24 protein-coding genes and 1 pseudogene are annotated in these 25258 nt (G+C 62.5%); 15 read left to right on the top strand and 10 right to left on the bottom strand.

Annotated features, from left to right (window positions below; translation table 11 throughout):
- Nucleotides 1-661, bottom strand: a 661-nt coding sequence (locus K0S66_RS15125; protein ID WP_301076295.1) for a Fe2+-dependent dioxygenase, incomplete at its 3' end; no start/stop codon positions are given.
- 229 nt (nucleotides 662-890) lie between these two features.
- Between K0S66_RS15125 and K0S66_RS15120 the strand changes: the two genes are divergently transcribed.
- Nucleotides 891-1190, top strand: a complete 300-nt coding sequence (locus tag K0S66_RS15120) for a zf-TFIIB domain-containing protein (RefSeq protein WP_301076294.1) — start codon at nucleotides 891-893, stop codon at nucleotides 1188-1190.
- Between the two features lie 79 nt (nucleotides 1191-1269).
- Here K0S66_RS15120 and K0S66_RS15115 read toward each other — a convergent pair.
- Nucleotides 1270-1458 (bottom strand): annotated as a pseudogene (locus tag K0S66_RS15115) (hypothetical protein); the annotation flags it as partial.
- Nucleotides 1459-1797: 339 nt separating this feature from the next.
- Between K0S66_RS15115 and K0S66_RS15110 the strand changes: the two are divergent.
- The 3 genes from K0S66_RS15110 to K0S66_RS15100 all read left to right on the top strand — a co-directional run bounded on the left by K0S66_RS15110 (nucleotide 1798) and on the right by K0S66_RS15100 (nucleotide 5565).
- A complete protein-coding gene (locus tag K0S66_RS15110; protein ID WP_301076297.1) occupies nucleotides 1798-4098 on the top strand; it encodes a heavy metal translocating P-type ATPase in 2301 nt (766 codons plus the stop codon).
- Nucleotides 4095-4256 (top strand): hypothetical protein, encoded by a 162-nt coding sequence (locus K0S66_RS15105; protein ID WP_301076293.1) that lies wholly within the window; start codon nucleotides 4095-4097, stop codon nucleotides 4254-4256. Before K0S66_RS15110 ends, K0S66_RS15105 begins: the two co-directional genes overlap by 4 nt.
- A gap of 349 nt (nucleotides 4257-4605) precedes the next feature.
- Nucleotides 4606-5565, top strand: a complete 960-nt coding sequence (locus tag K0S66_RS15100) for a crosslink repair DNA glycosylase YcaQ family protein (RefSeq protein WP_301076292.1) — start codon at nucleotides 4606-4608, stop codon at nucleotides 5563-5565.
- A 55-nt stretch (nucleotides 5566-5620) separates the two neighbouring features.
- On the opposite strand, the gene K0S66_RS16845 is transcribed toward K0S66_RS15100, so the two are convergent.
- The 4 genes from K0S66_RS16845 to K0S66_RS15085 form a co-directional block, all read right to left on the bottom strand.
- Entirely contained in the window at nucleotides 5621-5770 is a 150-nt protein-coding gene (locus K0S66_RS16845; protein ID WP_366520838.1) for an antibiotic biosynthesis monooxygenase, read from the bottom strand.
- A gap of 187 nt (nucleotides 5771-5957) precedes the next feature.
- Nucleotides 5958-6920 (bottom strand): exonuclease domain-containing protein, encoded by a 963-nt coding sequence (locus K0S66_RS15095; RefSeq protein WP_301076296.1) that lies wholly within the window; start codon nucleotides 6918-6920, stop codon nucleotides 5958-5960.
- A gap of 370 nt (nucleotides 6921-7290) precedes the next feature.
- Entirely contained in the window at nucleotides 7291-8088 is a 798-nt protein-coding gene (locus K0S66_RS15090; protein ID WP_301076291.1) for a hypothetical protein, read from the bottom strand.
- Nucleotides 8089-8279: 191 nt separating this feature from the next.
- Nucleotides 8280-8966: a cupin domain-containing protein gene (locus K0S66_RS15085; RefSeq protein ID WP_301076290.1), complete on the bottom strand. Its 687-nt coding sequence runs from the start codon at nucleotides 8964-8966 to the stop codon at nucleotides 8280-8282.
- Between the two features lie 91 nt (nucleotides 8967-9057).
- Here K0S66_RS15085 and K0S66_RS15080 point away from each other — a divergent pair, with 91 nt between their 5' ends.
- Together K0S66_RS15080 and K0S66_RS15075 are read left to right on the top strand one after the other, a co-directional pair.
- Complete coding sequence (locus tag K0S66_RS15080) at nucleotides 9058-9834, top strand: antibiotic biosynthesis monooxygenase (RefSeq protein WP_301076289.1); 777 nt, start codon at nucleotides 9058-9060, stop codon at nucleotides 9832-9834.
- Nucleotides 9835-10208: 374 nt separating this feature from the next.
- On the top strand, nucleotides 10209-10667 hold the full coding sequence (locus K0S66_RS15075; RefSeq protein ID WP_301076288.1) for a hypothetical protein: 459 nt from the start codon (nucleotides 10209-10211) through the stop codon (nucleotides 10665-10667).
- A gap of 29 nt (nucleotides 10668-10696) precedes the next feature.
- Here K0S66_RS15075 and K0S66_RS15070 read toward each other — a convergent pair whose 3' ends face one another.
- Entirely contained in the window at nucleotides 10697-10846 is a 150-nt protein-coding gene (locus tag K0S66_RS15070) for a hydroxyisourate hydrolase (RefSeq protein WP_301076287.1), read from the bottom strand.
- 15 nt (nucleotides 10847-10861) lie between these two features.
- On the bottom strand, nucleotides 10862-11221 hold the full coding sequence (locus K0S66_RS15065) for a hypothetical protein (RefSeq protein ID WP_301076286.1): 360 nt from the start codon (nucleotides 11219-11221) through the stop codon (nucleotides 10862-10864).
- A 93-nt stretch (nucleotides 11222-11314) separates the two neighbouring features.
- Between K0S66_RS15065 and K0S66_RS15060 the strand changes: the two genes are divergently transcribed.
- The 5 genes from K0S66_RS15060 to K0S66_RS15040 all read left to right on the top strand — a co-directional run bounded on the left by K0S66_RS15060 (nucleotide 11315) and on the right by K0S66_RS15040 (nucleotide 16776).
- Nucleotides 11315-11653, top strand: a complete 339-nt coding sequence (locus K0S66_RS15060) for a hypothetical protein (protein WP_301076285.1) — start codon at nucleotides 11315-11317, stop codon at nucleotides 11651-11653.
- A gap of 111 nt (nucleotides 11654-11764) precedes the next feature.
- Nucleotides 11765-13105 (top strand): H(+)/Cl(-) exchange transporter ClcA, encoded by a 1341-nt coding sequence (gene clcA, locus K0S66_RS15055; protein ID WP_301076284.1) that lies wholly within the window; start codon nucleotides 11765-11767, stop codon nucleotides 13103-13105.
- A 976-nt stretch (nucleotides 13106-14081) separates the two neighbouring features.
- Entirely contained in the window at nucleotides 14082-14912 is an 831-nt protein-coding gene (locus K0S66_RS15050) for a chromate resistance protein ChrB domain-containing protein (protein WP_301076283.1), read from the top strand.
- Nucleotides 14909-16309 carry a chromate efflux transporter gene (gene chrA / locus K0S66_RS15045; protein WP_301076282.1) on the top strand — a complete coding sequence of 467 codons (1401 nt, stop codon included), beginning with the start codon at nucleotides 14909-14911 and terminating at the stop codon, nucleotides 16307-16309. Before K0S66_RS15050 ends, chrA begins: the two co-directional genes overlap by 4 nt.
- Nucleotides 16310-16566: 257 nt before the next feature.
- On the top strand, nucleotides 16567-16776 hold the full coding sequence (locus K0S66_RS15040) for a hypothetical protein (RefSeq protein WP_301076281.1): 210 nt from the start codon (nucleotides 16567-16569) through the stop codon (nucleotides 16774-16776).
- Between the two features lie 42 nt (nucleotides 16777-16818).
- On the opposite strand, the gene K0S66_RS15035 is transcribed toward K0S66_RS15040, so the two are convergent.
- Both K0S66_RS15035 and bdcA read right to left on the bottom strand, forming a co-directional pair.
- Nucleotides 16819-17511: a spermidine synthase gene (locus K0S66_RS15035; protein WP_301076280.1), complete on the bottom strand. Its 693-nt coding sequence runs from the start codon at nucleotides 17509-17511 to the stop codon at nucleotides 16819-16821.
- Between the two features lie 387 nt (nucleotides 17512-17898).
- Entirely contained in the window at nucleotides 17899-18612 is a 714-nt protein-coding gene (gene bdcA / locus K0S66_RS15030; RefSeq protein ID WP_301076279.1) for an SDR family oxidoreductase, read from the bottom strand.
- 75 nt (nucleotides 18613-18687) lie between these two features.
- Here bdcA and K0S66_RS15025 point away from each other — a divergent pair, with 75 nt between their 5' ends.
- From K0S66_RS15025 to K0S66_RS15010, 4 genes are all read left to right on the top strand, one after another.
- A complete protein-coding gene (locus K0S66_RS15025; protein WP_301076278.1) occupies nucleotides 18688-19278 on the top strand; it encodes a TetR/AcrR family transcriptional regulator in 591 nt (196 codons plus the stop codon).
- Nucleotides 19279-19398: 120 nt separating this feature from the next.
- Nucleotides 19399-21252 carry a sodium:proton antiporter gene (locus K0S66_RS15020; RefSeq protein ID WP_301076277.1) on the top strand — a complete coding sequence of 618 codons (1854 nt, stop codon included), beginning with the start codon at nucleotides 19399-19401 and terminating at the stop codon, nucleotides 21250-21252.
- Complete coding sequence (locus tag K0S66_RS15015) at nucleotides 21249-21878, top strand: OmpA family protein (protein WP_301076276.1); 630 nt, start codon at nucleotides 21249-21251, stop codon at nucleotides 21876-21878. Before K0S66_RS15020 ends, K0S66_RS15015 begins: the two co-directional genes overlap by 4 nt.
- A 2865-nt stretch (nucleotides 21879-24743) precedes the next feature.
- Nucleotides 24744-25256, top strand: coding sequence for a hypothetical protein (locus tag K0S66_RS15010; protein WP_301076275.1), 513 nt, complete (start codon nucleotides 24744-24746; stop codon nucleotides 25254-25256).
- The last annotated feature ends 2 nt before the right edge of the window (nucleotides 25257-25258 follow it).

The following is a 25258-nucleotide window of genomic DNA, read 5'->3' as shown; positions in this document are numbered from 1 at the left end:
AGTGTTCCCCCCACATGCGGAGTAGGTTTGCTATCGCCTTGTCCAAAATGAGGCTGGCATCGTCTGAGCTCGTACCAGACCGGACCTGATCCAGATCGCAGATGAGCTTACGCTGATCGGAATGTCGGACAACGCTCTGAATCCAGCCGACACAAGCCAGACGTGTGCCCCGCGTGATCGGCTGCACCGCGTGAATTTGGTCGGCCGGGTAGAAGATAACTGAACCCGCCTGAAGCCTGAAGGAGCGATCCCCCCCGCACTCCCGGACCAGGAGTTGGCCTCCATCGTAGGAGCCAAGGTCCGAGAGAAACACCGTAAAGCTGATGTCCGTCCTCAACGGCCACCCGTGCTCGTCGGCGATAACCGCGTTGTCGGTGTGCAGGCCATACTGTTGACCTGTTCGATAACGGGAGAACATCAGGTTCGACCACCGCAGGGGCCTAGCCCACGTGCGGACAGTAGGATGGGTCTCCATAGCGAGGCGTATACGGCGGGCGAGAGCAATGACGTTAGGATCGTCACCCCGCGCCTGCTCATTGTCTTTAACCGTTCCGGCAAGCTTCCCGGCCGTGACCCGCCCGTCGTGGAATGGCGCCGTGTCCAAACCCTTACGGATCGCAAGTACCTCATCACGGCTCAGAATATCCGCTTGGACAATCATCGGGTGCCTCCTGTTCGCCAGCTGCAGGTCGCCCGCCGGCAGGCCGGCGCATACTCCACGAAGGCCCAAGGCCATAGGTTCCGCAGCCTTGCGCGAATGGCCGAGGTCCCCATCTTAGAAGGGCCGCCCCTGATTTGGCGACACATGTCGGGGCGCGTAGCGCGCGGGAAGGCCACGCCTGCTCTGTTAGACACGGCCGACCCGCGCCCTTAACAAGAGGAAGCCTTCTATGCCCCTGCTCCTTTGTCCGAACGATAATAGTTCGATGAAGACGGTGGACCGTGCCGGCGTTCAGTTCGACATGTGCCCCACTTGCCGCGGGGTGTGGCTTGATCGCGGCGAACTCGAGAAGCTGATGGCCTCCGGCACGGGCAACGCTTCGCCCCCGACCCAACCAGACCCTTACCGTGCTCCTCCACAGCAGCAGCCCTGGAGCTCGGGCTATGGTGAACGTGGCGAACAAGGTGAATACGGAGAACGGGGCAACTATCGCAGAAAGCGGAGCTCAATCTTCGACATCTTTGATTGAAGGACATGACGCCCGATGCGGGAACAGCCAGCGGCGTGGCACGCGGCGTCTCGACCGTTCGTTTCCTGTGCATCAGATAATGGCTGCCGAGCCCAGTCTCGAACCGCCGCGACACCGACAGATTGCCCTGCGCCGAATAGAAATCGGACGCGATATCACGATACTGGCCCTGCATGACGAGACCAGAGGCTGACGGATTATAGACGGTGCTGGTGCCCGCCAGCGTGTAGCCGATCGGGCCGAACGCGGTTGTCGCGCGGGCCAGATAGTCGAGACGGTAGACCGGTCACCAGCTCGAAGAAAGGTTGATGGGCCGCCCACCCATGTTGTTGATAGGGGTAAATCGCACGCGCTGACCATGAAGCACGGCGATAGGATGGGGCTTCTCAGACCTTAGATCCTGTCGGGTTGAAGGAGTTGCGCGATGAACGACCCTCACTCCCAAGCTCATCAGGCCGGAAGAGGTGGTTCGGGAAAGCCCGAGCAAGGACCCTCTCCCTGCGAACAATCCGGCTCCTGCTGCGTCGAACGTCAGGCTGCCACGGCGATCGAGCATCACGGCGACGGTCACACGGCGGAAGGCGCTCGCGGGGGCGACAGCGAGAGCCTGGATCGGTCGGCCACTGTTAGGGATCCTGTATGCGGCATGACGGTCGACCCTGCGAAAACCACGCACCACGCCGAACATGAAGGCCGAGCCTATTACTTCTGCAGCGCCGGCTGCCAGACCAAGTTCGTCGCCGATCCGAACGCCTACCTCGGCAACAAGGCGAGTCCTGCGCCGAAGGCGGCGCCCGGCACAATGTGGACGTGCCCGATGCACCCGGAGGTTCGCCAGCAGGGATCCGGGACCTGCCCCATCTGCGGCATGGCGCTCGAACCTGAGGAGCCCTCGCTCGACGACGGCCCCAATCCGGAGCTGGTGGATTTCACGCGACGGCTCTGGGTCGCGGGCGCTTTGACCGGGCCGCTGCTCGTCGTCTCGATGGTTGCGGAAATGCTGGGCTTGCGCATCCTCAGTCCGGCCGCGTCGCCCTGGGTCCAGCTTGCGCTCACCGCGCCGATCGTCTTGTGGGCGGGCGCGCCTTTCTTCGAGCGCGGCTGGCAGTCGATCCGCACGCGTCATCTCAACATGTTCACCCTCATCTCGATCGGTGTGGGTGCGGCATTTTCCTACAGCCTGGTAGCAACCGTGGCTCCGGGCATCTTCCCCGATACCTTCCGAACGCAAGACGGCATGGTGCCCGTCTATTACGAAGCGGCGGGCGTTGTTGTGACGCTGGTGCTGCTCGGCCAGGTGCTCGAGCTGCGCGCCCGCGCCTCGACCGGCCGCGCGATCCGTGCGCTGATGGATCTCGCACCCAAGACCGCGCATCGCATTGGTGCCGACGGATCGGAGACGGAAGTCAGCCTTAGCGAGGTGGAAGCCGGCGATCGGCTGCGGGTCCGTCCCGGCGAAGCCATACCGGTTGACGGTGTCGTCCTTGAGGGACGCTCCTCGGTCAACGAGTCCATGCTTACCGGCGAACCGGCACCGGTCCTGAAGGAAGCCAATGCGCCGGTCACGGGGGGCACAGTTAACGGTACCGGCAGCTTGGTCATAGAGGCCCGCGCGGTGGGCTCCGATACGATGCTCGCCCGTATCGTCGGGATGGTCGCCGAAGCGCAGCGCAGCCGCGCGCCCATCCAAGCCGTCGCGGATCGCGTCTCCGGCTGGTTCGTGCCGCTCGTCGTACTCATCTCGATCGCGACGTTTGTCGCGTGGTCGATGGTCGGCCCGGAGCCGCGCATGGGCCACGCGCTCCTGAACGCCATCGCCGTACTGGTTATCGCCTGTCCTTGCGCGCTCGGGCTCGCCACGCCCATGTCGATCATGGTGGGCACCGGCCGCGGCGCTACGGCCGGCGTGCTGGTGAAGAATGCCGAAGCCCTGCAGGCGTTCGAAAAGGTCGATACGCTGGTCATCGACAAAACCGGCACACTGACCGAGGGGAAGCCGACGCTGGTGGCGACTGAGTCCATTGCCCCGTTCAGCGAAGCCGAGCTGCTGGCGCTTGTCGGTGCAGTCGAGACCCGGTCGGAACACCCGTTAGCCCATGCGATCGTGACGGCTGCGACAGACCGCGGCCTGGCAATGGGCAAGGTCGAGGATTTCGCGTCGCAAACCGGACTGGGGGTCAGCGCCAGGGTCGACGGACGTGAGGTGGTGATCGGCAACACGGCACAGATGAACCGGGTCGGGGCTGACGCCGCGCCACTTGGCGATGCTGGCAATCGCCACCGTCGCGAGGGCGCGGGCGTCATGCTGGTTGCGGTGGAAGGACGACTTGCCGGTCTGCTCGCGGTAGCCGATCCGGTGCGCGGAACGGCGCGGCAAGCAATTGCAGCGCTTCGCCACGCGGGCTTGCGCGTCGTCATGCTCACCGGCGACGATCGGGTTACCGCCGAGGCCGTGGCCCGGGCGGTGGGCGGGCTCGATGATATTCGCGCCGATCTGAAGCCTGAGGACAAGGCCCGCATCGTCGACGAGCTGAAGGCGGATGGCCACCGCGTGGCGATGGCCGGCGATGGGATCAACGACGCACCAGCGCTCGCCGCGGCCGACGTCGGTCTGGCGATGGGCACAGGAACCGATGTGGCGATCGAAAGCGCGGGCATGACGCTGACCCGCGGCGACCTGTCCGCCATCGTCCGAGCGCGAAAGCTGGCGCACGCCACGATGCGCAACATACGCCAGAACCTGTTCTTCTCGTTCCTGTTCAACGGGATTGGAGTTCCGGTCGCAGCAGGCGTGCTTTACCCGGTCGCCGGGATATTACTCTCGCCCATGCTGGCGGGCGCGGCGATGGCGCTCTCCTCCTTTACCGTTGTGCTCAATGCGCTTCGGCTGAACGCCGTGAAGCTATGATCATCGACTTCGGAACAGAAGCCAGCGGCGTTTCCCAGCGTAATGGCCAGCTATTACGACAGGATCGGCTCATCATCGCCGACATTGCAGCCGAAAACCCAATGGGCGGCGCCCATGCGCACCTGAGAGGCGACCCGACCACCGAGGTACAGCTGTGAGGAGCGTAGCTAAGCGCCGGCAGCTCTCGGGAACGGATAAGGTCGGGTCAAACGGTTGCAGCTAGCGCGCACAGCCGCCCTGATCCGCGGGAATGGTTGACGCTGGAAAGCTGTTACCGCCACGGTTGGGCGGTGACCAGCTTGTCCCTCGAACACGCACGGCGCATCGTGCTCGCCGCTCAGGGCTTCACGAGCCGTCGGCCGGAGCGACCAACCGCCGCCCACTTGCGTAAGACGATCGACCAGCTCGGGCTTCTGCAGATCGACAGCGTGAACGTGCTGACTCGGGCGCACTATCTCCCGGCCTTTTCGCGGATCGGCATGTTCGAGCGCACCTTGCTCGAGCGAGATGCCTGGGGTCCCAAGCGCCAACGGCACCCTCTTCGAATATTGGGCGCACGAGGCCTCGCTCCTTCCGCTCGATCTACATCCACTCCTACGTTGGCGTATGGCTCGCGCCGAGCGCGGCGAGATCGGTTACCAGGGGCTGAAGCGCTTCGCTGGCGAGCTTCGACCCCAGGCGGAGAAAGTGCTCGACCGGATCAAGGCCGAGGGACCGTTGACCGCTGCAGAGTTTGAGAATGGCTCGAGCAAAAGTGGCTGGTGGGAATGGAGCCAAACAAAGCATGCGCTCGAATGGCTATTTTGGGCAGGCAAGATCACGACGGCGACCCGCCGCGGCAGCTTCGCGCGCGTCTACGACTTGCCTGAGAGGGTGCTACCGAGTTCCGTTCTCGATCTCCCCACGCCTGACATCGAAAGCGCGCAACGCGCCTTGATCGAGCGGAGTGCGCGAGCGCTTGGCGTCGCCACCGCCGCTGACCTGCGCGACTATTTTCGCTTGAAGCCGGATGAAGGGGATCATGCGATCGCAGCGCTGGCAGAGGCTGGCACCCTCGTTCCGGTCCGTGTCGAGGGCTGGAGCCAGAAGGCGTGGATGCATCGCGACGCGCGCTTGCCTCGCCGGGTTCGCAGTACGGCGCTGCTTGCCCCGTTCGATCCCCTCATATGGGAACGTAGTCGCGCAGAACGCCTCTTCCGATTTCGCTACCGGATCGAGATCTACGTGCCGCAGGAAAAACGCAGGCATGGTTATTACGTCCTGCCCTTCCTGATGGACGAGGCGTTGGTGGCGCGCGTCGATCTCAAGTCAGACCGCCAAGCCGGCGTACTCCTCGCACACCGCGTAACTCTTGAACCCGGTGCTCCGCACGAAACCGTAGCACGTCTCACAGACGAGCTGAGTAGGATGGCGTCTTGGCTGGGCTTGGAAGCATTTCGAATTGGTGAGAGGGTCGAGCGCACCTGATCGGCACGATGGGCAGCTTGCGATCACCGATGCCGAGGCTTGGCCAAGCAGCCCGCTATCCCGCTAGGTGAGATGCCGCGAAATGACGGTCGAGCGCGTCCTGGTCGGTCCATATTTCTGCAACGTGGATGGGACGTGGTTCGAACACATCCTCGCCGTAGCTGTATTCAAGGCGACCGTCTTCTAACCGATTGACATCAGCCATGCGCCCCATAATCAGCCGGGCGCCTTCCATCCCGCGGCTAGGCGAACGAAAGAAGGCGGGCTCCGCTTTCCTACGCTTGAAGGCGGCTCGTCCACTGTCCACCCAGCTGATGCAAACTGGGCTCCTGTCATAATAGCTCTGGTCGGGCGGCTACGCCGGGGCCAACGGTCCAGCAAGGTGGCGAAGACTATCCCCTCCCGCTTGCGAGCCGAGATGCAGAAAGCGCATCGGCATCATCCCGTTCCGCCAGAGAACCCGCCGAGCAGTCGATCGCCAGGGTCAGTCGGGACAGAATATCGTCCTCGTACAAGATCTCGACCGCCCGCCCCGCGCTCTGCAGCTCGGCTGCCCGCCTGTGATCGGCATGCGCCGTCACAAACCGCCCAAACGGCTGGTCGTTGCTGATGACCAGCTTCGTCGTCGTCGCGCCGACCGACGCGACGATCCGCGCACCGGCCGCCGCGAGGCGACGGGCAAGCGCGCCATCGCGTGGCGCTCCCAGGATCGCGACCCGCTCCCCCTTGAGCGCGCCGGCAGGCGCCGCCTTCGGAGCGGGACTACCCCGCACCCGCGAAGGGGCAAACCAGCCGGCGAGGTCGATCCCGGTGTGCTCACTAGCGCGGACGATGACCATGCCGGCGGCGCGGGCGTCGCTGAGCGCATCGTGATGCCTGTGCTTGATGCCAAGGAACTTGGTCAGCACGTTCAGACGGTGACTCGGCAGCTCCGGCCAAGCCCGCTCCGCGACCCTCACGCTGTCCAACCATGTCGTCTCAATGCCCGGACGGCCATGCACGCGGCAGGCCGCACTGAGCGCTCCCTTGTCGAAAAAGGAGTGTGCGACCGTGACACGGCCCGAGAGATGGGAGTCGACTATACCGTGGATCGCCCCGAAGGTGGGGGCGCCGAGGACGTGATCGCTGGTGATGCCATGGATGCGGATGTTGAAGGACGAGAACCGGTCGAGTGGATCGACGAGCGTCTCGTACTCGAAAATCTCGCGGCCATTGCGAAAGCCGACGATCCCGATCTGGCAGATGCTGCTGACGCTCGAGCAAGCGGTCTCGACGTCGACGACAACGAAGTCGGGCACGTCACCGTCCGCAGGCGCGGGCGCGCCGTTGGGAGTGGTTCGCTTGGCTAAATCCATCGACCGGAACATAACGCGTCCGTCGTCGCGGCGCACCCCCCGACCTCGATCTCCAGCGGTTCGGTCACCTCCCGGTGGTAGACCAAGCGGCCAAGCAAACGTGGAGAATCGCAGGTTTTAGATCAAACCGTCGAGGACGCCCGAACCACTGAAGTGGGGAGGCGTTGCCGCACCATCGCGCTTCAAGCTAGGAACCGCGTCCAACGCGACGGCGGACGCTCGTCTCACGTCGCATGAACGCGTCGAAGCTGCCACAAAGCCACCGGACGGCGGGGAAAGCCGTTGCGAGACGGGCGTAACCCTGTTCCGGAAGCCCTCCATGATCGAGGGTTACTCGCCTCGCCACTGAGGTGCAGGAGATCGCGCCGCCTTACCGAGGTGAAGTGGGTTCCTCGGTTGGAGGGTCAACGGGCGCAGGAGCCAGCGGTGTTTCGGTGCTCTCCGCAGTCGTTTCATTGACGCCGAGCGCGTCGGTCCCGGCCGGCGGAATCACAATGACCGGAGGGTCGATGGTGGGAACCACCTGTGGCGGAACCACCGGTGGTGGTGCCGGCTCATAATAGTCGCGCCATGCGTCGTATGCGGCATAAAACTCGACGAATGGGCGGTCGAGCCGTTTCAGAGAAGCCCGGGCGAAGGCCGGCAACTCGTCGTCGGCAACCTGGCCGACCTGCGCGACCTCCTCACGTGCCACCGCGCAAAAGGCTGCCCGTATCGCTGGCTGCGCGTAGAAATTGTAGATGCGCGTCTGATTATCGTCATAGACACGCTGCCAGTCCCACCACCCGGGCGCCTGCCATTCCCGAATATAGGCCTGATAGTAGCGATCGATCACGGCGGCATGCGTCTTGATCCACGCACTATATGGCTCGGCCACCCCGCCACCCGCCTGGTCGCAGCCGAGCGCGGCGACGTTTAATGCATTGCGCAGATGCCAAACGGCAGCCTGATCGGTATTGTCGAGATTAGGCGTGAAATACCTGCCGTCGGCCCGTTTGGGCGGGATCTTCATGCCAATATAGCCACCGGCCGGCATCGTCGGGGGCGGCGGCGTAAGCGTCGCGACAACCTGAGGCGGCTGCACGGGAGCGGGCGGCGTGACGCAACCGGATGTGGCGAGAGCCAATCCGCCCAGCAGGCCCCAGCCAAGGTTCGCGCGCAATATCATAGTCCAACCCAGATAATCCGTTGCGACGCGCTTAGCCCGTACCAGATGAACATCACAAGAATGGCTGATCTCCACGCGCGCGCCCTGCCCTCACTCGAGGTTGCGGCCGGCCCATCGGTCACCACAAAGCCGCGCTCGGCTCTGACACGAGAGCTTTGGTCGAGCCGGGCGCGGTATCGGACTGGCTGCACTCATGCTTCGGGATCTAGCGCGTTGACCCGCGGCACAATTAGCGGGTCCTCCGTTGTCAGTGGCAATGGCGGCAGCGCGCCAAGCGAGACGCCGAACGCCGCGGCAAGCACCTCGCGGGACACTGCTGAGGTTGATGCCCGATAGCCAATGTCAGCGGGCATGGGCTGGTCGAAGAACACCAGAAAATGGATATCCTCCTCGCCAATGACCTCGATCTGGTGCGGGTAAGAACGCGGTATGAAATAGGTGTCACCTGGTTCGAGTTCATAGGTATCCACGCTTCCGCCCGGATCCAGAACGGACATTCGAGCACGACCCTTGTGGACATAGCCCATCTCAGCGGTGTCGGGATGCCAATGCGGCTCGCGCATACCGTTTTCGGGGATCAGGATCGAGTACATCGCGAGATGCTTCAGCGCCGGCCAGAACTGCGAGCGCGCAACGCGAGCGCTGCCGTATGGATGGTCGATCGGCGGCGTTTCTCGGGCAATGCCGAACTTGCGCGGATCCGGATAGGCGGCGTTGGCCGGCACCGTAGCCGGCCCGTCACGGCGCACTAGGATCGCGGAGGCAGTACTGCGCTTCAGCGGGATGAAATCGGCGGCCGGCAAAGTGAAGGTGTTCCCAAGGTCCATTCTCAAACCTGCATGGATGACCGAAATTAATCCTGGCTTCGTTTTGATCACGATGTGCCCGTGTCGAGCGGCGCGGGAATGCGTGTGCTTGGCAGACAAGTACCGGCGGGCTCCACCATCGGGCGGCCGAGCAGGAGTATCTATGCGGAAAGCGGTGACGAGGATCCTGTTAGCAAGCGGTGCCGCAATGCTGCCGTCCTGGAGCGGCCCTTCGCTGGCAAACGGCGAGGAACGTAAGGTGGCGTCCGCCTCGGGGCCGGTGATGGCTCGTTTCTGGGAATTGGACGTCGAGCCTTCCCAACTTGAAGCCTTCAAAGCGATCGGAGCTGAAAATCTCGAGGCGTCGGTTCGGCGCGAGCCCGGCGTGCTGATGATGCACGCCGTCCAGCTTGCTGACGCCCCCACGGATGTTCGCGTCCTGGAAGTTTACGCCAACCAGAGCGCCTATGACGCGCACATCCGCTCGCCTCACTTTCAACGGTACAAGATGGACAGCGCGACGATGGTGACATCGCAGCGGCCGGTTCCAATCGATCCGATCCTTCTTTGTGCAAAAGGAGGAACGATCGCACCTGGGGACGCTCCAGGTTTGATGGTCCGCATTGCGGTCATTGCGGTCGATCCCGCACAGCTCGACGCGTGCAAATCATTACTGACCGAAGAACAGGAGGCTTCGGTACGGCTGGAACCTGGGGTCCTGATGCTGCACTCGTTCCAGTACGCGGACGATCCAGCGCAGGTGCGCCTTCTGGAGGTCTACGCCAATCGCGAGGCGTACCAGTCACACCTCAAAACGCCGCATTTCCTCAAGTACAAGACCGGCACCGAGAAGATGGTGAAGTCGCTTGAGCTTCTCCTCGCGAAACCGATCCTCCTTGCCGGGAAGGCCTCTCAGGCAGGCAGTACAGCCTGCCTATGAACTATGAGCGAACGCGGTGAGCAAGCGCTCGATTAGGTCGACCGAGCACTCGTACGCCGTCACTCCCCTCCCGCCCGCCCAGCGCAGGCACTTCCAGCGGAGAGGCATCTTCAAGGTTGGGGAACTCCGCCGCTGTGGCTTCCATGCCTTCGCATCAGGGCGCACGGCCGCGGCGATGGTGATGGAAGGCATCCCCTTTGCTGGGGCGCGAGTGCCGGCGAGCGTCGGGCCTGGCTGCACTTGTTCAGCCACGCGACATCCCGCCCAGGGTACGCTTGCTTATGCCAATTTGTCGCTCGCCGATCTCGCTCTGTCTGGCCGCAACCCTGTTCGTCGGGGCGCTGCCCGCAACCGCCCAATCCTACCCGACGCCGATGCGCACCATCGACATCCCACCGTCGCGCATCGAGCCGCAGGAAGGGCCGACACCTCCGCAGGAAGGGCTGACGCTCGACCTTGGAGCGCTGGACGACGCCGACGATGCGGTAGCGAACGAAGCACCCCTCGCGCCGGCGGCTGCCCCGGAACCGAGCGCCGAGCAGCTCGCGCTGGAGGCGATCGCGGCGGCGGAGGCGGCCAAGCTGCGCAGCGCCAACACGTCGCAACTGGCGGCGGCGAAGGCGCAACTCGACCGGATCAACGCGGACCAGAACGCGCAGCAGGAACGCCTCGCCAAATATCGTGAAGAGGCTGCGGCTCACGCGGCCGCCCTCTCGGAATATGAGGCCCAGCTGGCCGCTGCCCGCGCCGACCGCGAACGTTGGGCGGCGGACGTCGCTGCATGCCGGGCGGGAGATCGGCTTCGCTGCGGCCTGGGTGACGGCCGCCGCTGACGTCAGCGACCGGCTCAGCCGGGTGCTGCTCAGTTGCCGCGATAAGTGGAATAGCCGTACGGGCTGACCACTACCGGGACATGATAATGACCTGCCTTGTCCGTGACGCGGAACGTCAACGTCACCAAAGCGGCCGAGGTGGTACTGGAAAAGGCCGAAAGCTGCTGCTCCGTGTTCACGTGAAGCTTGGAAGCTCACTGGTGGCGGAGCATCTTTTCAAATCCCTCATTTGCCTTGGTCATCTTGGCCAGCTTGCGAAGATACGTCCGGACATGTCGTTCGAACCGGACATCGTCGTGGATGCTGGTCGCCGGGTAGACGTCTTGGGCAATCAGCTCCTTCAGGCGCTTTGCGAAGGCGGCTTGATCATCGGTGCACGCTTCACCCTTCAGCGCACGGCAAACCCATTCCTCAGCGGCGGCCTTGTCGTAATCGTCATTGGCCTCGTAGCCGCGTCGATCGGCGGCGGCCTGGTCCAGCCGCGAGACCTCCCATCGGCGCTCAAGCCACCTGCGGACTTGATTGCCGTCCCACGGTTTCGACGGATCTGTCATGACTCTTCCAAGCTGTCGGGGTGATAGTTGCCATGTGCCGCAGTCGGCCACATAGCTGAGAACGACATTATTTTAGGCATTTTAGATCGCCTTATGGCTCGCAAACATTCAAAACACGATCCCTACGACCATCTGCCTCAGGAAGATGAAGCGCCCGCCCCGCCGACGCTTTGCTGGCTTTGCGGCCGACCGACCGGCAAGACCATCGTCTGGCACCATCCCGTGCCTAAAAGCCGCGGCGGGCGTGATGTCGTGCCGATGCACTCGATCTGCCAGCAGACGCTGACCGCAAACTTCACGAACTCCGAACTGCAGCGACACGGCACCGACGTGACCGGCCTGCTGAACCATCCAAACGTCCGCAAATTCGTTGACTGGGTGGCGAACAAGGATCCGGATTTCACCGCAACTGTCGCCAAGAAGCAACGCTGAAGAAGCGCCCGTCTGACCTGATCACACAGCTGCCCGGAACGGTGAACCTGTAGGCGACGCGAACGTTGAGTGTTCGCTGCCGCAAAAGTGTGAACCTAAAGGGACGGCTGCATGGACTATCCTGTTCCAGGACAATCCCCGCCATCCGAAGATCGCCGGTCGGAATATCGCTATCTTGCCCTCGCGGTGGTCGTCGGCGGGGGGGCGGGCACCATCGGGTCGCTGTTCCACCTCACGCTCAACACGCTTCTGCACTGGCCCACGCTGCTTCGCTCGCTGGTGGGTGGCCCATTGCTGGTGCTGGTCGCAGCAATCATCACCATGACCGCGACGATCGCCGCGGTGGCGCTGGTGCGCCATTTGGCACCGGAGGCCGGCGGGAGCGGCGTTCAGGAGGTGGAAGGCGCGATGGGGGGCCTTCGCGAGGTGCACGGGGCGAGGGTATTGCCGGTCAAGTTCTTTGGCGGGATCGCCTCGATCGGCGCCGGGCTGGTGCTGGGGCGCGAAGGGCCAACCATCCATATCGGCGCGTCGGTCGCGGCGATGCTGGCGGCGCGCTTTCGGCTGAACGCGACCGAACGCAGTGGCCTGCTGGCGGCTGGGGCAGCTGCGGGACTAGCGTGCGCCTTCAATGCCCCCGTCGCCGGCGTGTTATTCGTGATCGAGGAAACGCGGCGCCAGTTTCCGGATCGGTTCAGCACTTACATGGCGGTCATCATCGCCGCGCTGCTCGCTACGGTGATGACCCAGTTGATCGGCGGAACAGGCGCCGATCTGTCGATGGTCGCGCCCGAAATGCGGCTGGCGATGCTGCCATTGTTCGTGCTGCTTGGGTGCCTGTTGGGTGGGGTCGGCGTGTTGCTCAATGCCGCCATCCTCAAGGCACTGGCCTTTGCCGGCGCAGCGGAAAAGAAGGTGCCGTATCTCTACCCGGCAATGGTGGGATTGGTGGTGGGGGCGTTGCTGGTGCTGCTTCCCTCATCGGCCACGGGTGGCGAGGGATTGATCCCCGGATGGGTGCGCGAAAGACCCGGCATCGCAGCGCTGCTGGTCTTATCGGCGGTTCGTTTCTGCACCAGTGTGGCGAGCTACTCGACCGGCGTGCCGGGCGGAATCTTCGCCCCCATCCTGTCCCTGGCAGCGTGTGTGGGGCTGGCCTTCGCCGGCCTCGTTAGCCTGATCGTGCCGGACGCAGCCGGCGGTTCCGGCGCCTTTGCCATCGCCGCGATGGGCGGTCTGTTCACCGCCTCGGTGCGGTCCCCCATGGTAGGGGTCGTGCTGACGTTGGAGCTGACCGGCGCCTACGAGGTGACACTGCCGCTGCTAGCAACATGTCTATCCGCAAGCCTCGCTGCGCACTTGCTAGGCGGCAAGCCAATCTACGAGCAACTGCTTGAACGAACATTGGCCCTAGCGGGCGCCAAGCCATCGCATCGAACAAACAATGGCTGATGCGGGGCGCAACTGGCGTCTTCCTGCGAGACTGCAGCACAGCCATGGCAGCGGCTGCCATTCTCAAAGGGGGGCGACCGTGGTAGTCTATCACCGATCGGGCACAGCAATCAGCTGAGCGTCTGGCGCGCCTCCTTTCTCCCCCTAGCCGCGCTGTTATTAGGCGGATCGGCTCCCGCGGTGGATCGAGCCGCAGATGTGCGCTCCTCCCGAACGGAGGCCATACAGGACTGTCGCGCTCCGATTGGCTGGGAGGTTGTAACTGCTCTGAAGCCAAGGTTCGTTGTGTTTGGTGAAATACATGGAACAGATGAGGCACCCGCCTTCCTCGGGAACTTGGCCTGCGCCCTCGTAGAGCAAGGTGAGCGGATACTAGTCGCGGTCGAACATTCATCGACTCAGGATCAAGCCTTTCAGCGTGCATGGCGCCTTCCGACGGATCAATTCCCACAAGCATTGAAACAGAGCGGTTGGGAAGACCGGGACGACGGCGTCGGAAGTCAGGCAAGCCAAACGATATCGCCTGTGGTAGCTACCCTCTGCATCGCGACGCCGATCTGCGTCTCGCACCATTTATCGCGATTGGAGCGTTACCGGGAAGCGACATCGATCCAGGCTATGACGGGATCTTCTGGCTCGGCACGGTTAGCGCATCGCCGCCGGCCTACACCAAACGATGATGATTCGCCGATTCAATGCTGGATCAAGCTCGCCGGCCCAACCTCTCGGAGCGAGCATCTAACCATAGCTGACGAGTTCATTCCCTCTCCCTGCAGTTCAGAAGGCGTCGTCGCCTGTACTCGCCTGACGCTGCTCTGCGCCTCTAGTCATGATCTAGGCGGGATGAACTGGGAGGGTCCACCAATGTATTGACTTCCCACGCGCTGCGTGGCTGTCTGCTGTGATGGGGATTGCGATCTCCCCACGAGGCGTCAGCTGAAGAGTCGCGTCCAGCCTCGCACGCCAGGGACGCTCCATGCCTGTTCACAACGCCATCTCACCTGAGAAACTCTCCAGGCTCATTGCGCTTCCGGGGTCGGGAGCGATCATGGATGTGCGCGAACCCCTCCAATTGACGGACGCCATCCCAGGCTCTCGGTTCCCCGCCCAACCCGACCCGCTATCCTGGGGTTTCGACAGGCGGACTCCGGTCGTGGTGGTCGACACCGATGGTACCGGCGCCGCAGTGTCGACAGCAGCTGTCCTTCGGAGCGACGGGTACGTCGCCGAAGTGCTGGATGGCGGCTTCAAGGCCTGGTTGGCGGCAGGCTTGCCGACGGTTTTACTCACTCACCTGCCGCCGCGACATGGTGACGGGCGCACCTGGTGGGTGACGCGCGCGCGACCCAAGGTGGACCGCATTGCTTTCCCATGGCTGATCCGGCGCTTTGTTGACCCGGATGCGCGATTCCTCTTTGTGGCGCCTGCCGAAGTACTGGCGGTCGCCGCCCGCGAACACACCGAGCCGTTCGAAGTCACCGACGACGGAGTCTTCTGGAGCCATCGCGAGGAGCGGTGCACGTTCGATCTCATGGTCAAAGCATTCGGCCTGGTGGAGCATGAGCCGCTGGTTCGCCTCGCCACGATCATCCGTGGTGCGGACACGGATCGGCTCGACCTTGCCCCCGAGGCGGCTGGTCTGCTCGCCATCTCACTCGGGCTGTCGCGCAACCATGCCGACGATCATGAGCAACTGGACGCGGGAATGGCGATCTACGACGCGCTTTATCGCTGGGCTCGGGATGCCCGGGGGGAACGGCACAATTGGGCGTCGCATCAACCGTCCCGCGCGACAGCACTGGCATGACCGCCGCGGCGCTGGACGCGGCGGCGTCGCCTCGGCCCGAGCAGGTCAGTCTGGGTCAAGCCTTCTGGGTGTGGCTGCGCATCGCGATGCTGTCCTTCGGCGGCCCGGCGGGCCAGATCGCCGTGATGCATCGCATCCTGGTCGACGAGAAGCGATGGATCGGTGAGCAGCGCTTCCTGCACGCACTCAACTATTGCATGCTGCTCCCCGGCCCCGAGGCGCAGCAACTGGCCACCTACATTGGTTGGCTGATGCACCGCAGGCGTGGAGGCATCGTTGCCGGCGTCCTCTTCATCCTTCCGGGCGTCATATCGATCATGGCGCTGAGCTGGGTCTACGTCTTGTACGGACGTGTCGGGATCGTCTCGGCGCTGTTCTTCGGGCTCAAGGCCGCCGTGCTCGCAGTCGTTCTGCAGGCTGTTGTGCGGATCGGCTCGCGGGCGCTGAAGACCGGCGCAGCGCGTGCGTTAGCGGTCGCCGCCTTCGTGCTGATCTTCTTCCTCGCTGTGCCCTTCCCGCTGATCGTGCTTGGTGCGGGACTGATCGGCTGGGCGGCAAGCCGCCTCGGTTCAGCCGCCTTTGCCGGCGGTGGCGGTCACGGCGGCGCCGGCAGTGGCATCGTCGCGGATGCGGACACGCTGCTCGGCGAAGAGCTTCCGGCGCATGCCCGTCCCAGATGGCGAGAGATGCTGGGTACGGCGACGGTGTGGCTGGCGCTATGGCTCGTGCCCGTTGCGGCATTGGTGATCGTGCTGGGACCGGAGAATGTCTTCAGCCGGATCGCCACTTTCTTCTCGACCATGGCAGTCGTCACTTTTGGGGGCGCGTATGCGGTACTCGCCTATGTCGCCCAGCAAGCGGTAGAGAATTATGGCTGGCTGCAGCCGCGCGAGATGCTGGATGGCCTCGGCATGGCGGAGACGACGCCGGGGCCGCTGATCATGGTGCTTCAGTTTGTCGGGTTCCTGGGCGCATACCGCCACGCAGGCGGGCTTGATCCGTTGCTCGCAGCAACCTTGGGCGGCCTGCTCGCCACTTGGGTGACGTTCACGCCGTGTTTCCTGTGGATCTTTCTGGGCGCGCCCTTCATCGAACGGTTACGCGGCAATGCGGCGGTTACCAGCGCGCTTTCCGCCGTCACCGCTGCGGTCGTCGGGGTCGTGCTCAACCTGGCGATCTGGTTCGCTCTGCACACCATCTTCCGCGCCACTGCGGGGCTCGCCGCGGGGCCGCTGCGCTTCGACGCGCCCGTCCTCGGCAGCCTGGATCCGTGGGCGCTGGCGCTGTCTGCCGGCGCCGTAATCGCGATCTTCCTCCTGCGCGCTGGCGTTATCACCACCCTGTTTGCGACGTCAGCAGCCGGAGTTGCGCTGCACCTCTTTGGTCTGGTCGGCTGAGCGATAGATTTTAGTGCGGGGAACAGGGCCGAGCGACAGCTTTCTCCCGGCGCAGCGCCCGCGCTGCTCCAGGCCATCGCCACCTAACCGGACCGCGTTTTCCGGCCGTGGGATGGAACAGCCGATTTGACTCTCCCGGGCGGGGCGGCGCATGGAACCCTGAACGGGGGACAGGCGCCATCCGTTTCTGCTCCATTTCGGCGCAGCTGCTTGAGATCCTCTCTTGTGTGCCACCCACCCATTAGAAGGTATCCAGCATGTCGCGTGAAGCCGTCCGCCCATTTCTCGTCGTGAAGAACGAAGACGGCGATTATCGAGTTACCATTCGCACGACGCGGTATAATTCGCAGGGCTACCCGCTCGTCTCGGCCGATCTGCTCGAGGAGAAGTTTGCGACGCAGAAGGCAGCGAAGCTCTTCGTAAAGGAAAATTACGGGGCCGAGACCGGTCAGATCGCGATCAAATAAGTCGACGTAAGGCCGGGCGCGATCCGATCGCGCCCGGCTATATCAGGGATTGTCTCGCGGTCGGACTGCAAGCCAGATGGTATAGGGCGCCCGCTCGCGCCCTCCAGTATCAGGGACCTTCGCCTCCTCGACCGCAAAGCCGGCCGCTTCCAGACGTCGGGTGAAAAACGCGTCCTCATAGGACGACCACACGGCCAGCACCCCGCCCGGCCGAAGCGCTGCATAGGCGGCGCGTAGCCCCCAATTGCTGTAAAGGCGCTCGTTCGCCAGCTGGATGAAGCCATCTGGTCCATTGTCGACGTCGAGCAGGATGCTGTCGAACGCCTCGGGAACGCCGTCGATGATGTCGTGCACATCACGGATCTCAACGCTGACGCGCGGATCAGCGAGCGCACCATCAAATAAATGGGCGAGCAAGCCTGTCGCCCAGGTCACCACCTTGGGTACGAGCTCCGCCACGACGACGGTGGAGGAGGCGGGTAAAAGCTCGAGCGCCGCACGCAAGGTGAACCCCATTCCCAACCCGCCGATCAGGATGCGATCACATTGCCTGCCGAGCCGACCGAGCGCTAGGCTGGCCAGCGCCTGTTCCGACTGGAACGCCTCACTTCCCATCAACTCCTCATCACCGAAGTGAATGGAATACGCCGAACCGCACCGTAACAGGCGCAGTTCGCCCCCATTGGGTATGTCGGCGATATCGACGATCTCGATCGCAGCGCTCTCAGCCAACATCAATTCACAATCCCCATGAAGGTCGTGCCCGCTCCGAGCTCACAGGCTCCGAATTCCTCGGCTGTGACGATGGGGCGCAGCGCGCCGGTGGTTCGCAAGTTGGCAGTCCGAAGCTGACCCATGATTTCCTGTCGATCGGGGAGCGCCATAGGCCGGGCTGGCCACTGTCTTGAAGCGCTGGCAAACGCTGGTCACATCCGGGCCGCGCTGACAAGGAAATGTCGGCCTCGCCGCGCGATTGAGGATCTCGCCAGATCACCAACCCGACCCTCATTAAGGGTGCTCGCGGGCTGACGATTACCTGCCGCCAGCCACTTCCAATCGCAGCGCAGGCGATGTGGCTTGCCACCCCGCCCGCGCCCGTCCCGCCAACTTTCGTCAGCTTGCTTACGCGCCGAACCCGCCGTCGATGGTGTGCATGGCGCCAGTGACAAAGCTTGCCTCCGGGCCGGCGAGCCAAGCCACCATTCCGGCAACTTCCTCTGGGCGGCCGTGGCGTTTGATCGCCATGAAGCTGTGCATCAGGTCCTTCATCGGTCCGTCTTCCGGGTTCGCGTCGGTGTCGATCGGGCCGGGCTGCACAATATTGATCGTGATGCCGCGTGGGCCGAAATCACGGGCCAGCCCACGCGCCAGCCCCTGCAGCGCCGATTTGCTCAGCGCATAGGACGCCATGCCAGGCAGCGGCATACGATCGCCGTTCACCGACCCGATTATGATGATCCGGCCGCCTTCGGGCATCTGCCGAGCAGCTTCGACCGAGGCATGGTAGGGCGCATGGACGTTGACCCTGAAGAGCCGGTCGATCTCGTCAGGATCCTGATCCAGCGCGTCACCGAAGATCGCGAAACCGGAGTTCACCACCAGTACGTCGAGGGGGCCGCTGTCGCGCACGCGGGCGATAACGGCGTCGCGATCACCGCTATCGGTCTGCACCGCCGTGCTGCCCGTCTCGCGTGCCAGCTGCTCGGCCGCTTCTTGCGAGCCCGCATAGGTGAACGTTACCGCCGCGCCATCGGTGGCAAAGCGCCGTACGATCGCCGCTCCTATCCCGCGACTTCCGCCCAGGACCAGAACGGATTTTTCCTGAAACGCAGACATTCGGCTTCTCCTTGAGGAATAGTGTATGGTGCGCTACATAAATCACCTGACAAGCCCGTCAAGGATATTGTAATAGTGACTACAGATAAACCTCGCGGTCGCGGCCGTCCACGGCGCTTCGATCCGGACGAGGCCGTCGCTACCGCCCAACAGCTCTTCCACGCCCGCGGCTACGACGCCGTCAGCGTGGCGGACCTTACCGCCGCGCTCGGCATTAACCCGCCTAGCTTCTACGCCGCCTTTGGCAGCAAGGCCGGCCTCTACACGCGCGTTCTGGCGCGTTATAACAGCGACAACGCCGTTCCGCTGGCCACCCTGCTGCGCGAGGACCGCCCGGTGTCCGAATGTCTTGCCGCCGTTCTGGAGGAATCCGCGCGCTTTTATGCCGCCAATCAGGAGGCACCAGGCTGCCTTGTTCTGGAAGGCGTTCGTTGCAACGACCCCGAGGCGCGCGGGGCTGCCCGCGCGTATAATGTCGCCGCCGAAGGCGTGATCCGCGATTTCGTCGCGGCGCGCTGCCCAGAGCAAGCCGATATCTTGGCGGACTTCGTCAGCACGACGATGTCGGGGCTTTCCGCCAAGGCGCGAAGCGGGCACGGATTGGAGCAGCTCCTGGCAACCGCCCGTCTTGCTGGCCTCGCGATCGCCCAGGTCGTGCCCAGCTAGCTTCGTGCACCGCTCGGCGCCGAACCGCGATATACAGCGGCGAAGGTTGTTGTGCCGGAACAAAGTCACTGGCCCGGCCCTTGGCAAATAACCGCTGAACGGCGGCGGCAGGGAGACGTAATGAACCATCTAGCCATCGTGCTCACGCTCGTTGGATTACTCGGCATCGGGGCACAGTGGATCGCGTGGCGAACCGGCCTACCTGCCATCGCGTTGATGCTGATCGCAGGGTTGATCGCTGGCCCCGCCACCGGATTGATCCAGCCTGAGGAGGACTTTGGCCCCCTGCTCGAGCCTGCCGTGTCACTGGCGGTGGCAGTGATCTTGTTCGAAGGCGGTCTGAGCCTGAACCTGCGCGAACTCCGGCATGCCGAGGGTGCGGTGCACCGGCTGGTGCTGGTCGGCGTGCCCGTCGGCTGGGTGCTGGGGGCACTCGCTTGCTATTATGTCGCAGGCTTAGTGTGGCCGGTGGCGATCCTTTTTGCCGGCATTCTCGTCGTCACCGGTCCGACGGTGGTGCTTCCTCTGCTGCGTCAATCGAGCGTTGCGGCGCGGCCTCGCGCCATTTTGAAGTGGGAAGCGATCGTCAACGATCCGATCGGCGCGTTGTGCGCCGTGGTCACCTACGAGATCCTGCGACAGGCGGGCAGCGGCGCAACCATCCTGGAGAGCCTGGTCAGCCTGCTTCTCGCCGCCGCCGTCGCGGGATTGCTGGGCTACGGCGTGGCGCGGCTGCTCGGCTGGGCGCTGCCGCGCGGCTATGTGCCGGAGTATCTCAAGGCGCCGGTCATCCTCGTGGCGGTGATCGGGACCTTCGTTGCGTCGAACGCGATCCAGCAGGAGACCGGTCTCCTCGCAGTGACCGTCATGGGCATTGCGCTGGCGAATATGCGCCTTGCATCGCTGCGCGATTTCCTGACTTTCAAGGAGAACATGACGATCATCCTCGTTTCGGGAGTGTTCGTGCTTCTGTCGGCCTCGCTCGACCTTAGCGTATTGCGGCAGTTTGAGTGGCGCTTCGGCTTGTTCCTCTTCGCGCTCCTCTTCATCGTTCGCCCCGCCACCGTGCTGCTCAGCCTTTCCTTCAGCCGGATCCCATGGCGCGAGCGGCTGTTCATCGGATGGATTGCGCCGCGCGGCGTCGTTGCAATTGCGATTACCGGCCTGTTCGCGTTGCGGCTGGACGAACTGGGATATGGCGATGGTAGCACGCTAGTCGCGCTATCGTTCGCGGTCGTCGTCGCGACGATCGTGGCACACGGCTTCACGATCGGCTTTTTCGCCAAGGCGTTGAATTTGACTGCGCCGAGCGGACGCGGCGTGCTGATTGTCGGTTCCACTCAATGGAGCCTGTCGCTTGCACGGGCGCTGCGCGCGCTCGGGGTCGGGGTGACGATCAGCGATACCAGCTGGCAGCGGCTAAGCGCGCCGCGCGCCGAAGGGGTGCCGATCTACCACGGCGAAATACTGGCGGAGGCGACGGAGGAACGGCTCGATCTGCTGCAGTTCGGCCTGCTCGCAGCCACCACTGAAAACGAGGCGTATAATGCTCTGGTGTGCAGCGAATTTGCGCCCGAGCTGGGACGCGACAATGTTTATCAGCTTGGCGATGCTGCGGGCGACGATCCGCGCCGGCTCCCTGACGCGCTGCGCGGTCGTGCGATGTTCCGTTCGGGCCTTGGTGTCGAAGATGTCGCGATGCGTGAACGCAGGGGCTGGCAGTTCGCCGCCGCAAAGGTTGACGATGTCGGCAGCTTCTCGGCCGCGGCGGAAGCTTTGCGAGAGGATGGCGGCCCCCTGCTACTGCTGAGAAAGGATGGCTCGCTGCGCATGTTCTCGCACGCGTCCGCCCCCACGCCGTCGATTGGGGACACTGTTCTGCTGTACGTTCCACCGGAACGCATTGAGGACACGCACTGGCAAGTGATCGGGACGAAAGATCCGGACGCGCTTTCGAGGGAGATAGTCGCATGAAGAAGACCGCATCCGTCATCTTGGCAGCCGTTTCGCTCAGCGCCTGCGATGCCCGGTCGCCGACCCCGGCGCCGACCCCCTCCCCTACACCTACGTCGGTGGCCAACAGCAGCGTGGCCGCTCAGTCGATCATGCAGCCCAAGGTGATCGCGGAAACCCAGCCTGCTCCGGCGGCGACCCCCGTCGCGCCTCTCCCGACCGGCGGGACTATCCTGTTCGAGCGGGGCGCCAGCCTCGACGATGCCGGGCGCGAAGCGCTGGACACGTTGCTGGCTACCCCCTCGTTGCCGTCAGACGCCCGCTGGATTTTGCGCGGGAGCAGCGACAACGACGGGAGCAGCGCGGCGAACCTTCGGGTGTCACGCCTGCGCGCCGAGGCGGTCCGTGACTATCTCGTCGAGCAAGGCGTCGATGAGACGCTGATCACCGTCGTGGCGCTCGGTGACGGTCGCCCTGCCGCGCCGAACGTGAAGCTCGACGGCAGTGACGACGTCGAGGGCCGGCGGAAGAACCGCCGCGTCGACATCGAGATCGACCTGCCGCAGCCCGAAGCGCCCTCCGCCACGAAGCAGCCAAGTCTAGAAGAGCCGCCTGTAAACACTCAGAACTGCTCGGGTGATCCGTAACTCATCCCGGTCTTGGTTCCCCAAAGCCGGAGAAGTGCCACCTGACCTATGCAGTTGCAGAACTGCAACTCGCCTCGAAATGCGCGTCCACCGGCAGGTTCAGACCGACAGACGACCAAGTTGCAGGTCTGCAAGTCGAACTTTGGTCTCCTCTCAAGAGGGCACACCGAACGAGGGCCTGCTTAGCAGACGGTTGGTTGGGCATCGCGGTACCGCTCGCGATAAACCAGTTAGAGCTCGCTTCCGTCGAGCGGACATGTACGGATGGCCCCTGAACTGGAGCACAGCGCCTATCGTACAACGCCAAGAGGATTGACGTGCGTCTTCGGACTAGTCTAGCTGATAGCTAGTGCTCTAGCCAAAGTCCCGCAGGCTTCTGTACTAAGCCTCAGATAGCTGCGACACTCATCAAATGGATCGCCCGTACGAACCACCAAGTCGTCAATTTCTAGCTTTTGGATCCACCTCAACGCGGTGCTGTGTGGCACACAAGCGGCCACGCAGGCCTCACCTACTGAAGTAGGTCTTCCCTTAGACCAATTGATCAAGAGCGTGAGCATGATGTCCCATGCGGGCTCCGCGAATAAGTCGGACCTCCCGAACGCCCGGTCCCTTACGCGACGCGCTTTATAGATTACCCGAGCCGCTTCGATGTGCGCAGCGCTCAAGCCGACGCTTGCGGGCACCGACTCGTCACTGCGCGCTTGTTCATTTCGTCTCCAGACGTCATCAAAACAACTCGTCACGAGTTCCCTTCCCCTCCGGCCGGGTCGTTTCCTGGTCTGTCCGGCGCATTAACCATAAGTAGATGCCATAAACACCGAACGAGCAAAAAAGCTGCAGGAGTTGGAGCAGATTGTGAGAGAAGCTCTCGAAACGTCGGATCACCTTATCCTTGTTGACACAAGCATTCCGCTCAATAGCCTTAGTTACACTTGATGGTGTTGGGAGCGTCGAGTCTGCAAATCCAATCGGCGAAACTTTCAGCCATGAACGTTTTCGGTGCAGAGCCACTGAGGCTGGCACCAGCGGTAGGCGGGCGGTGATATAAACCGCGCTCACTGCAGTTCATTATGCCCAGTTGTCGGCAGAGCCGTAGTTCACTGGTAAGCGCCTTTGACTTTCTTCATCGCTGATCGTTCCAGCCTCTTTTCGCGCCGCACCCTCCCCCGTTCTTCACGGACGCCCCGCTCAGGCGAACCGGCCTCTGTTACAACATCCTTCCGCGACCACTCCACATGCCTTGAGCTATTGGCTTGTCAGCATCTTGGGCGCAATGCCTGCCCCAGCCCGATATATGAGTGATAAACGACGCTAGATTTAGCATTGAAGAGCATCAATTATGCTGCCTAGGCCCAACAGAATGAGGGATCGCGCAGCTCTGACCAACCTGCAACCATCACCTCCGCGAATGTGGTCGCAGCATGATTATAGGTCAAAGGCTTAGCAGGCTAGTACAGCGACCATGCGCCGCGAGGCCTCTTCGGTGAGGATCAGGAATGACCGACGCCTATCGAGCGGATCGTCTTCGCGACAGAGAAAGCCCTGCTTAATGAGTCTATTTACCCATCTCAAAGCAGTGGTTGTGGCTACATTAGAGGCACAACAGGCAGACTTAATAAAAGTCTATTAACCAGCACACTGATCAATAGAGATGGCGATAGGCATGTCCCATGCTGGCTAATCGAAGTTCGTTGACCTTTGAGACTTTACACTCGTCAACTTGCGAAACCTGTATCAGTCTTTGGCGCTTCTAAGATAGATCCCCTATTCTTCTAGGCCCACCTCAAAGCTGCATAGTCTATTTCTTTTTGGGAATTTCCTTTCAATAGTTCCCCCTTGCCTACATGGAGTGTACTAGTTTTTGTTTATGATATACTTATGATGTTTTGCTATACTGTTCAACAGAGAAGCAGTTGAATATTGGGTGAAGCAGTCAGTTAGCATAGCCATTTAGTCGTCGCTGCACGACGCCTAGACACTTCTGCGTCTCGTATAAGCCGCATTAATTGACCGGAACGTGATTGATGTATCCCGAAAGGCGGACGGCCATACGAGATACGCAACTACGAAGCAGTGCCGCAAAAACTATATCAGCAAGAACTCGCTTCTGGTACACTTCCAGCCTGGACTGCTCCTCACACAGTCTTGGGCCGGCGTCTAAAGCACAGAAATATGGAACCGAATAGTGGTGAGAGCCACCGCTTCTTACGAACAGCTAGCATCGTCTAAGTGTTTTGGCCCCCATGGTCCTTTATGCTGTGCGCCTCGGTACTGCCTCGCTTAGTTTATACTGGCCGAGTATCGTCGGCGCTAATCGTACAGACTTTAAGTCAGCTAATACCAACACTTTGATAAAGAGCGCCCGGCGAGAGCAGGCTAGGGCACTCGCCGGGCAGCCCCCCTCGGGGGGAGGTGGGGGAGTTCGAGATTCTAAATCACCGATTGTTCAGATTCGCGCACCTAAGGGAATATACGTAAGTCATCAGTGACCGTGGTCGCCCTGACCCCTCCGACGAGATTCACCGACGGGTCGGCAGGATAGATGCCGCTCTATCCGAAACCATCTTGTATTTTAGACATCTTGGGAACAGCCGAGAATGGACCAACATCTGCTGTGGGTAGTCAGATTACTACCCTCCTATCGCGGACCGTCCTCTTTGTAGCCAAGGGCCGCAATCTTAGTTGAGCGAACCCCCTGCAAAGCCACCCACTTCGGAACTCAGCAAACTCTGAAAAATAATTCAATTCGGATGTTTTCCGTTTTGCACGATAATGAATTATCCCATCATATGTTACCGACGTCGCATTGACTTGGCAGAGCGCTTGCCAGAGGTTTGTGCGGTAAGTGATGCGAGAGACGTGGTGCATGACAAAGCATTCGAGAAGGCGCGCACTTTGGTTCTGGTCACAGTCGTGACCGTCGCGACGGCCGCAGCGCAGGGTATTCCTTCTCGGCTCTGGAGTAATCTGGATCGCGTCGTAGTCCGGTGTTCCGCACCCTCAGAGAATGAGTTTGCCCGGGCAACGTTATGCGCCGTCATTCTGGACGAGGTGCGTCACCTGTCTCCGTACCCGGTCGAGCGATACCGCGATGACTCGGCGACAGGCCGCTCCCCGCGAAGTCTGCTCATCGAAGCTCGGTTCTTCCGCCAAAAGGACTTGCAGTTCCTTCAGGTAAGCGTGCGTCGTGCCATCAGCATCGACGATTCGGAGGGAACACGGACATTGCCGCCCGTAGCGCTCGGAGGGCCCGCGTCGCGTAAAACCCTGCGCGCCGTCGTCTCTGGTGCTCTTGCGCGCGCCCTACCTTGGCGCCGCGATGCATTTGAACCAACCGCAAAGATTGTTGCCGCGGAAAAATCAAGCAGTTCTTAACC

The organism is Sphingomonas sp., assembly GCF_029239295.1.
GTDB lineage: Bacteria > Pseudomonadota > Alphaproteobacteria > Sphingomonadales > Sphingomonadaceae > Sphingomonas.
This window is presented reverse-complemented; position numbering and strand designations above follow the sequence as displayed.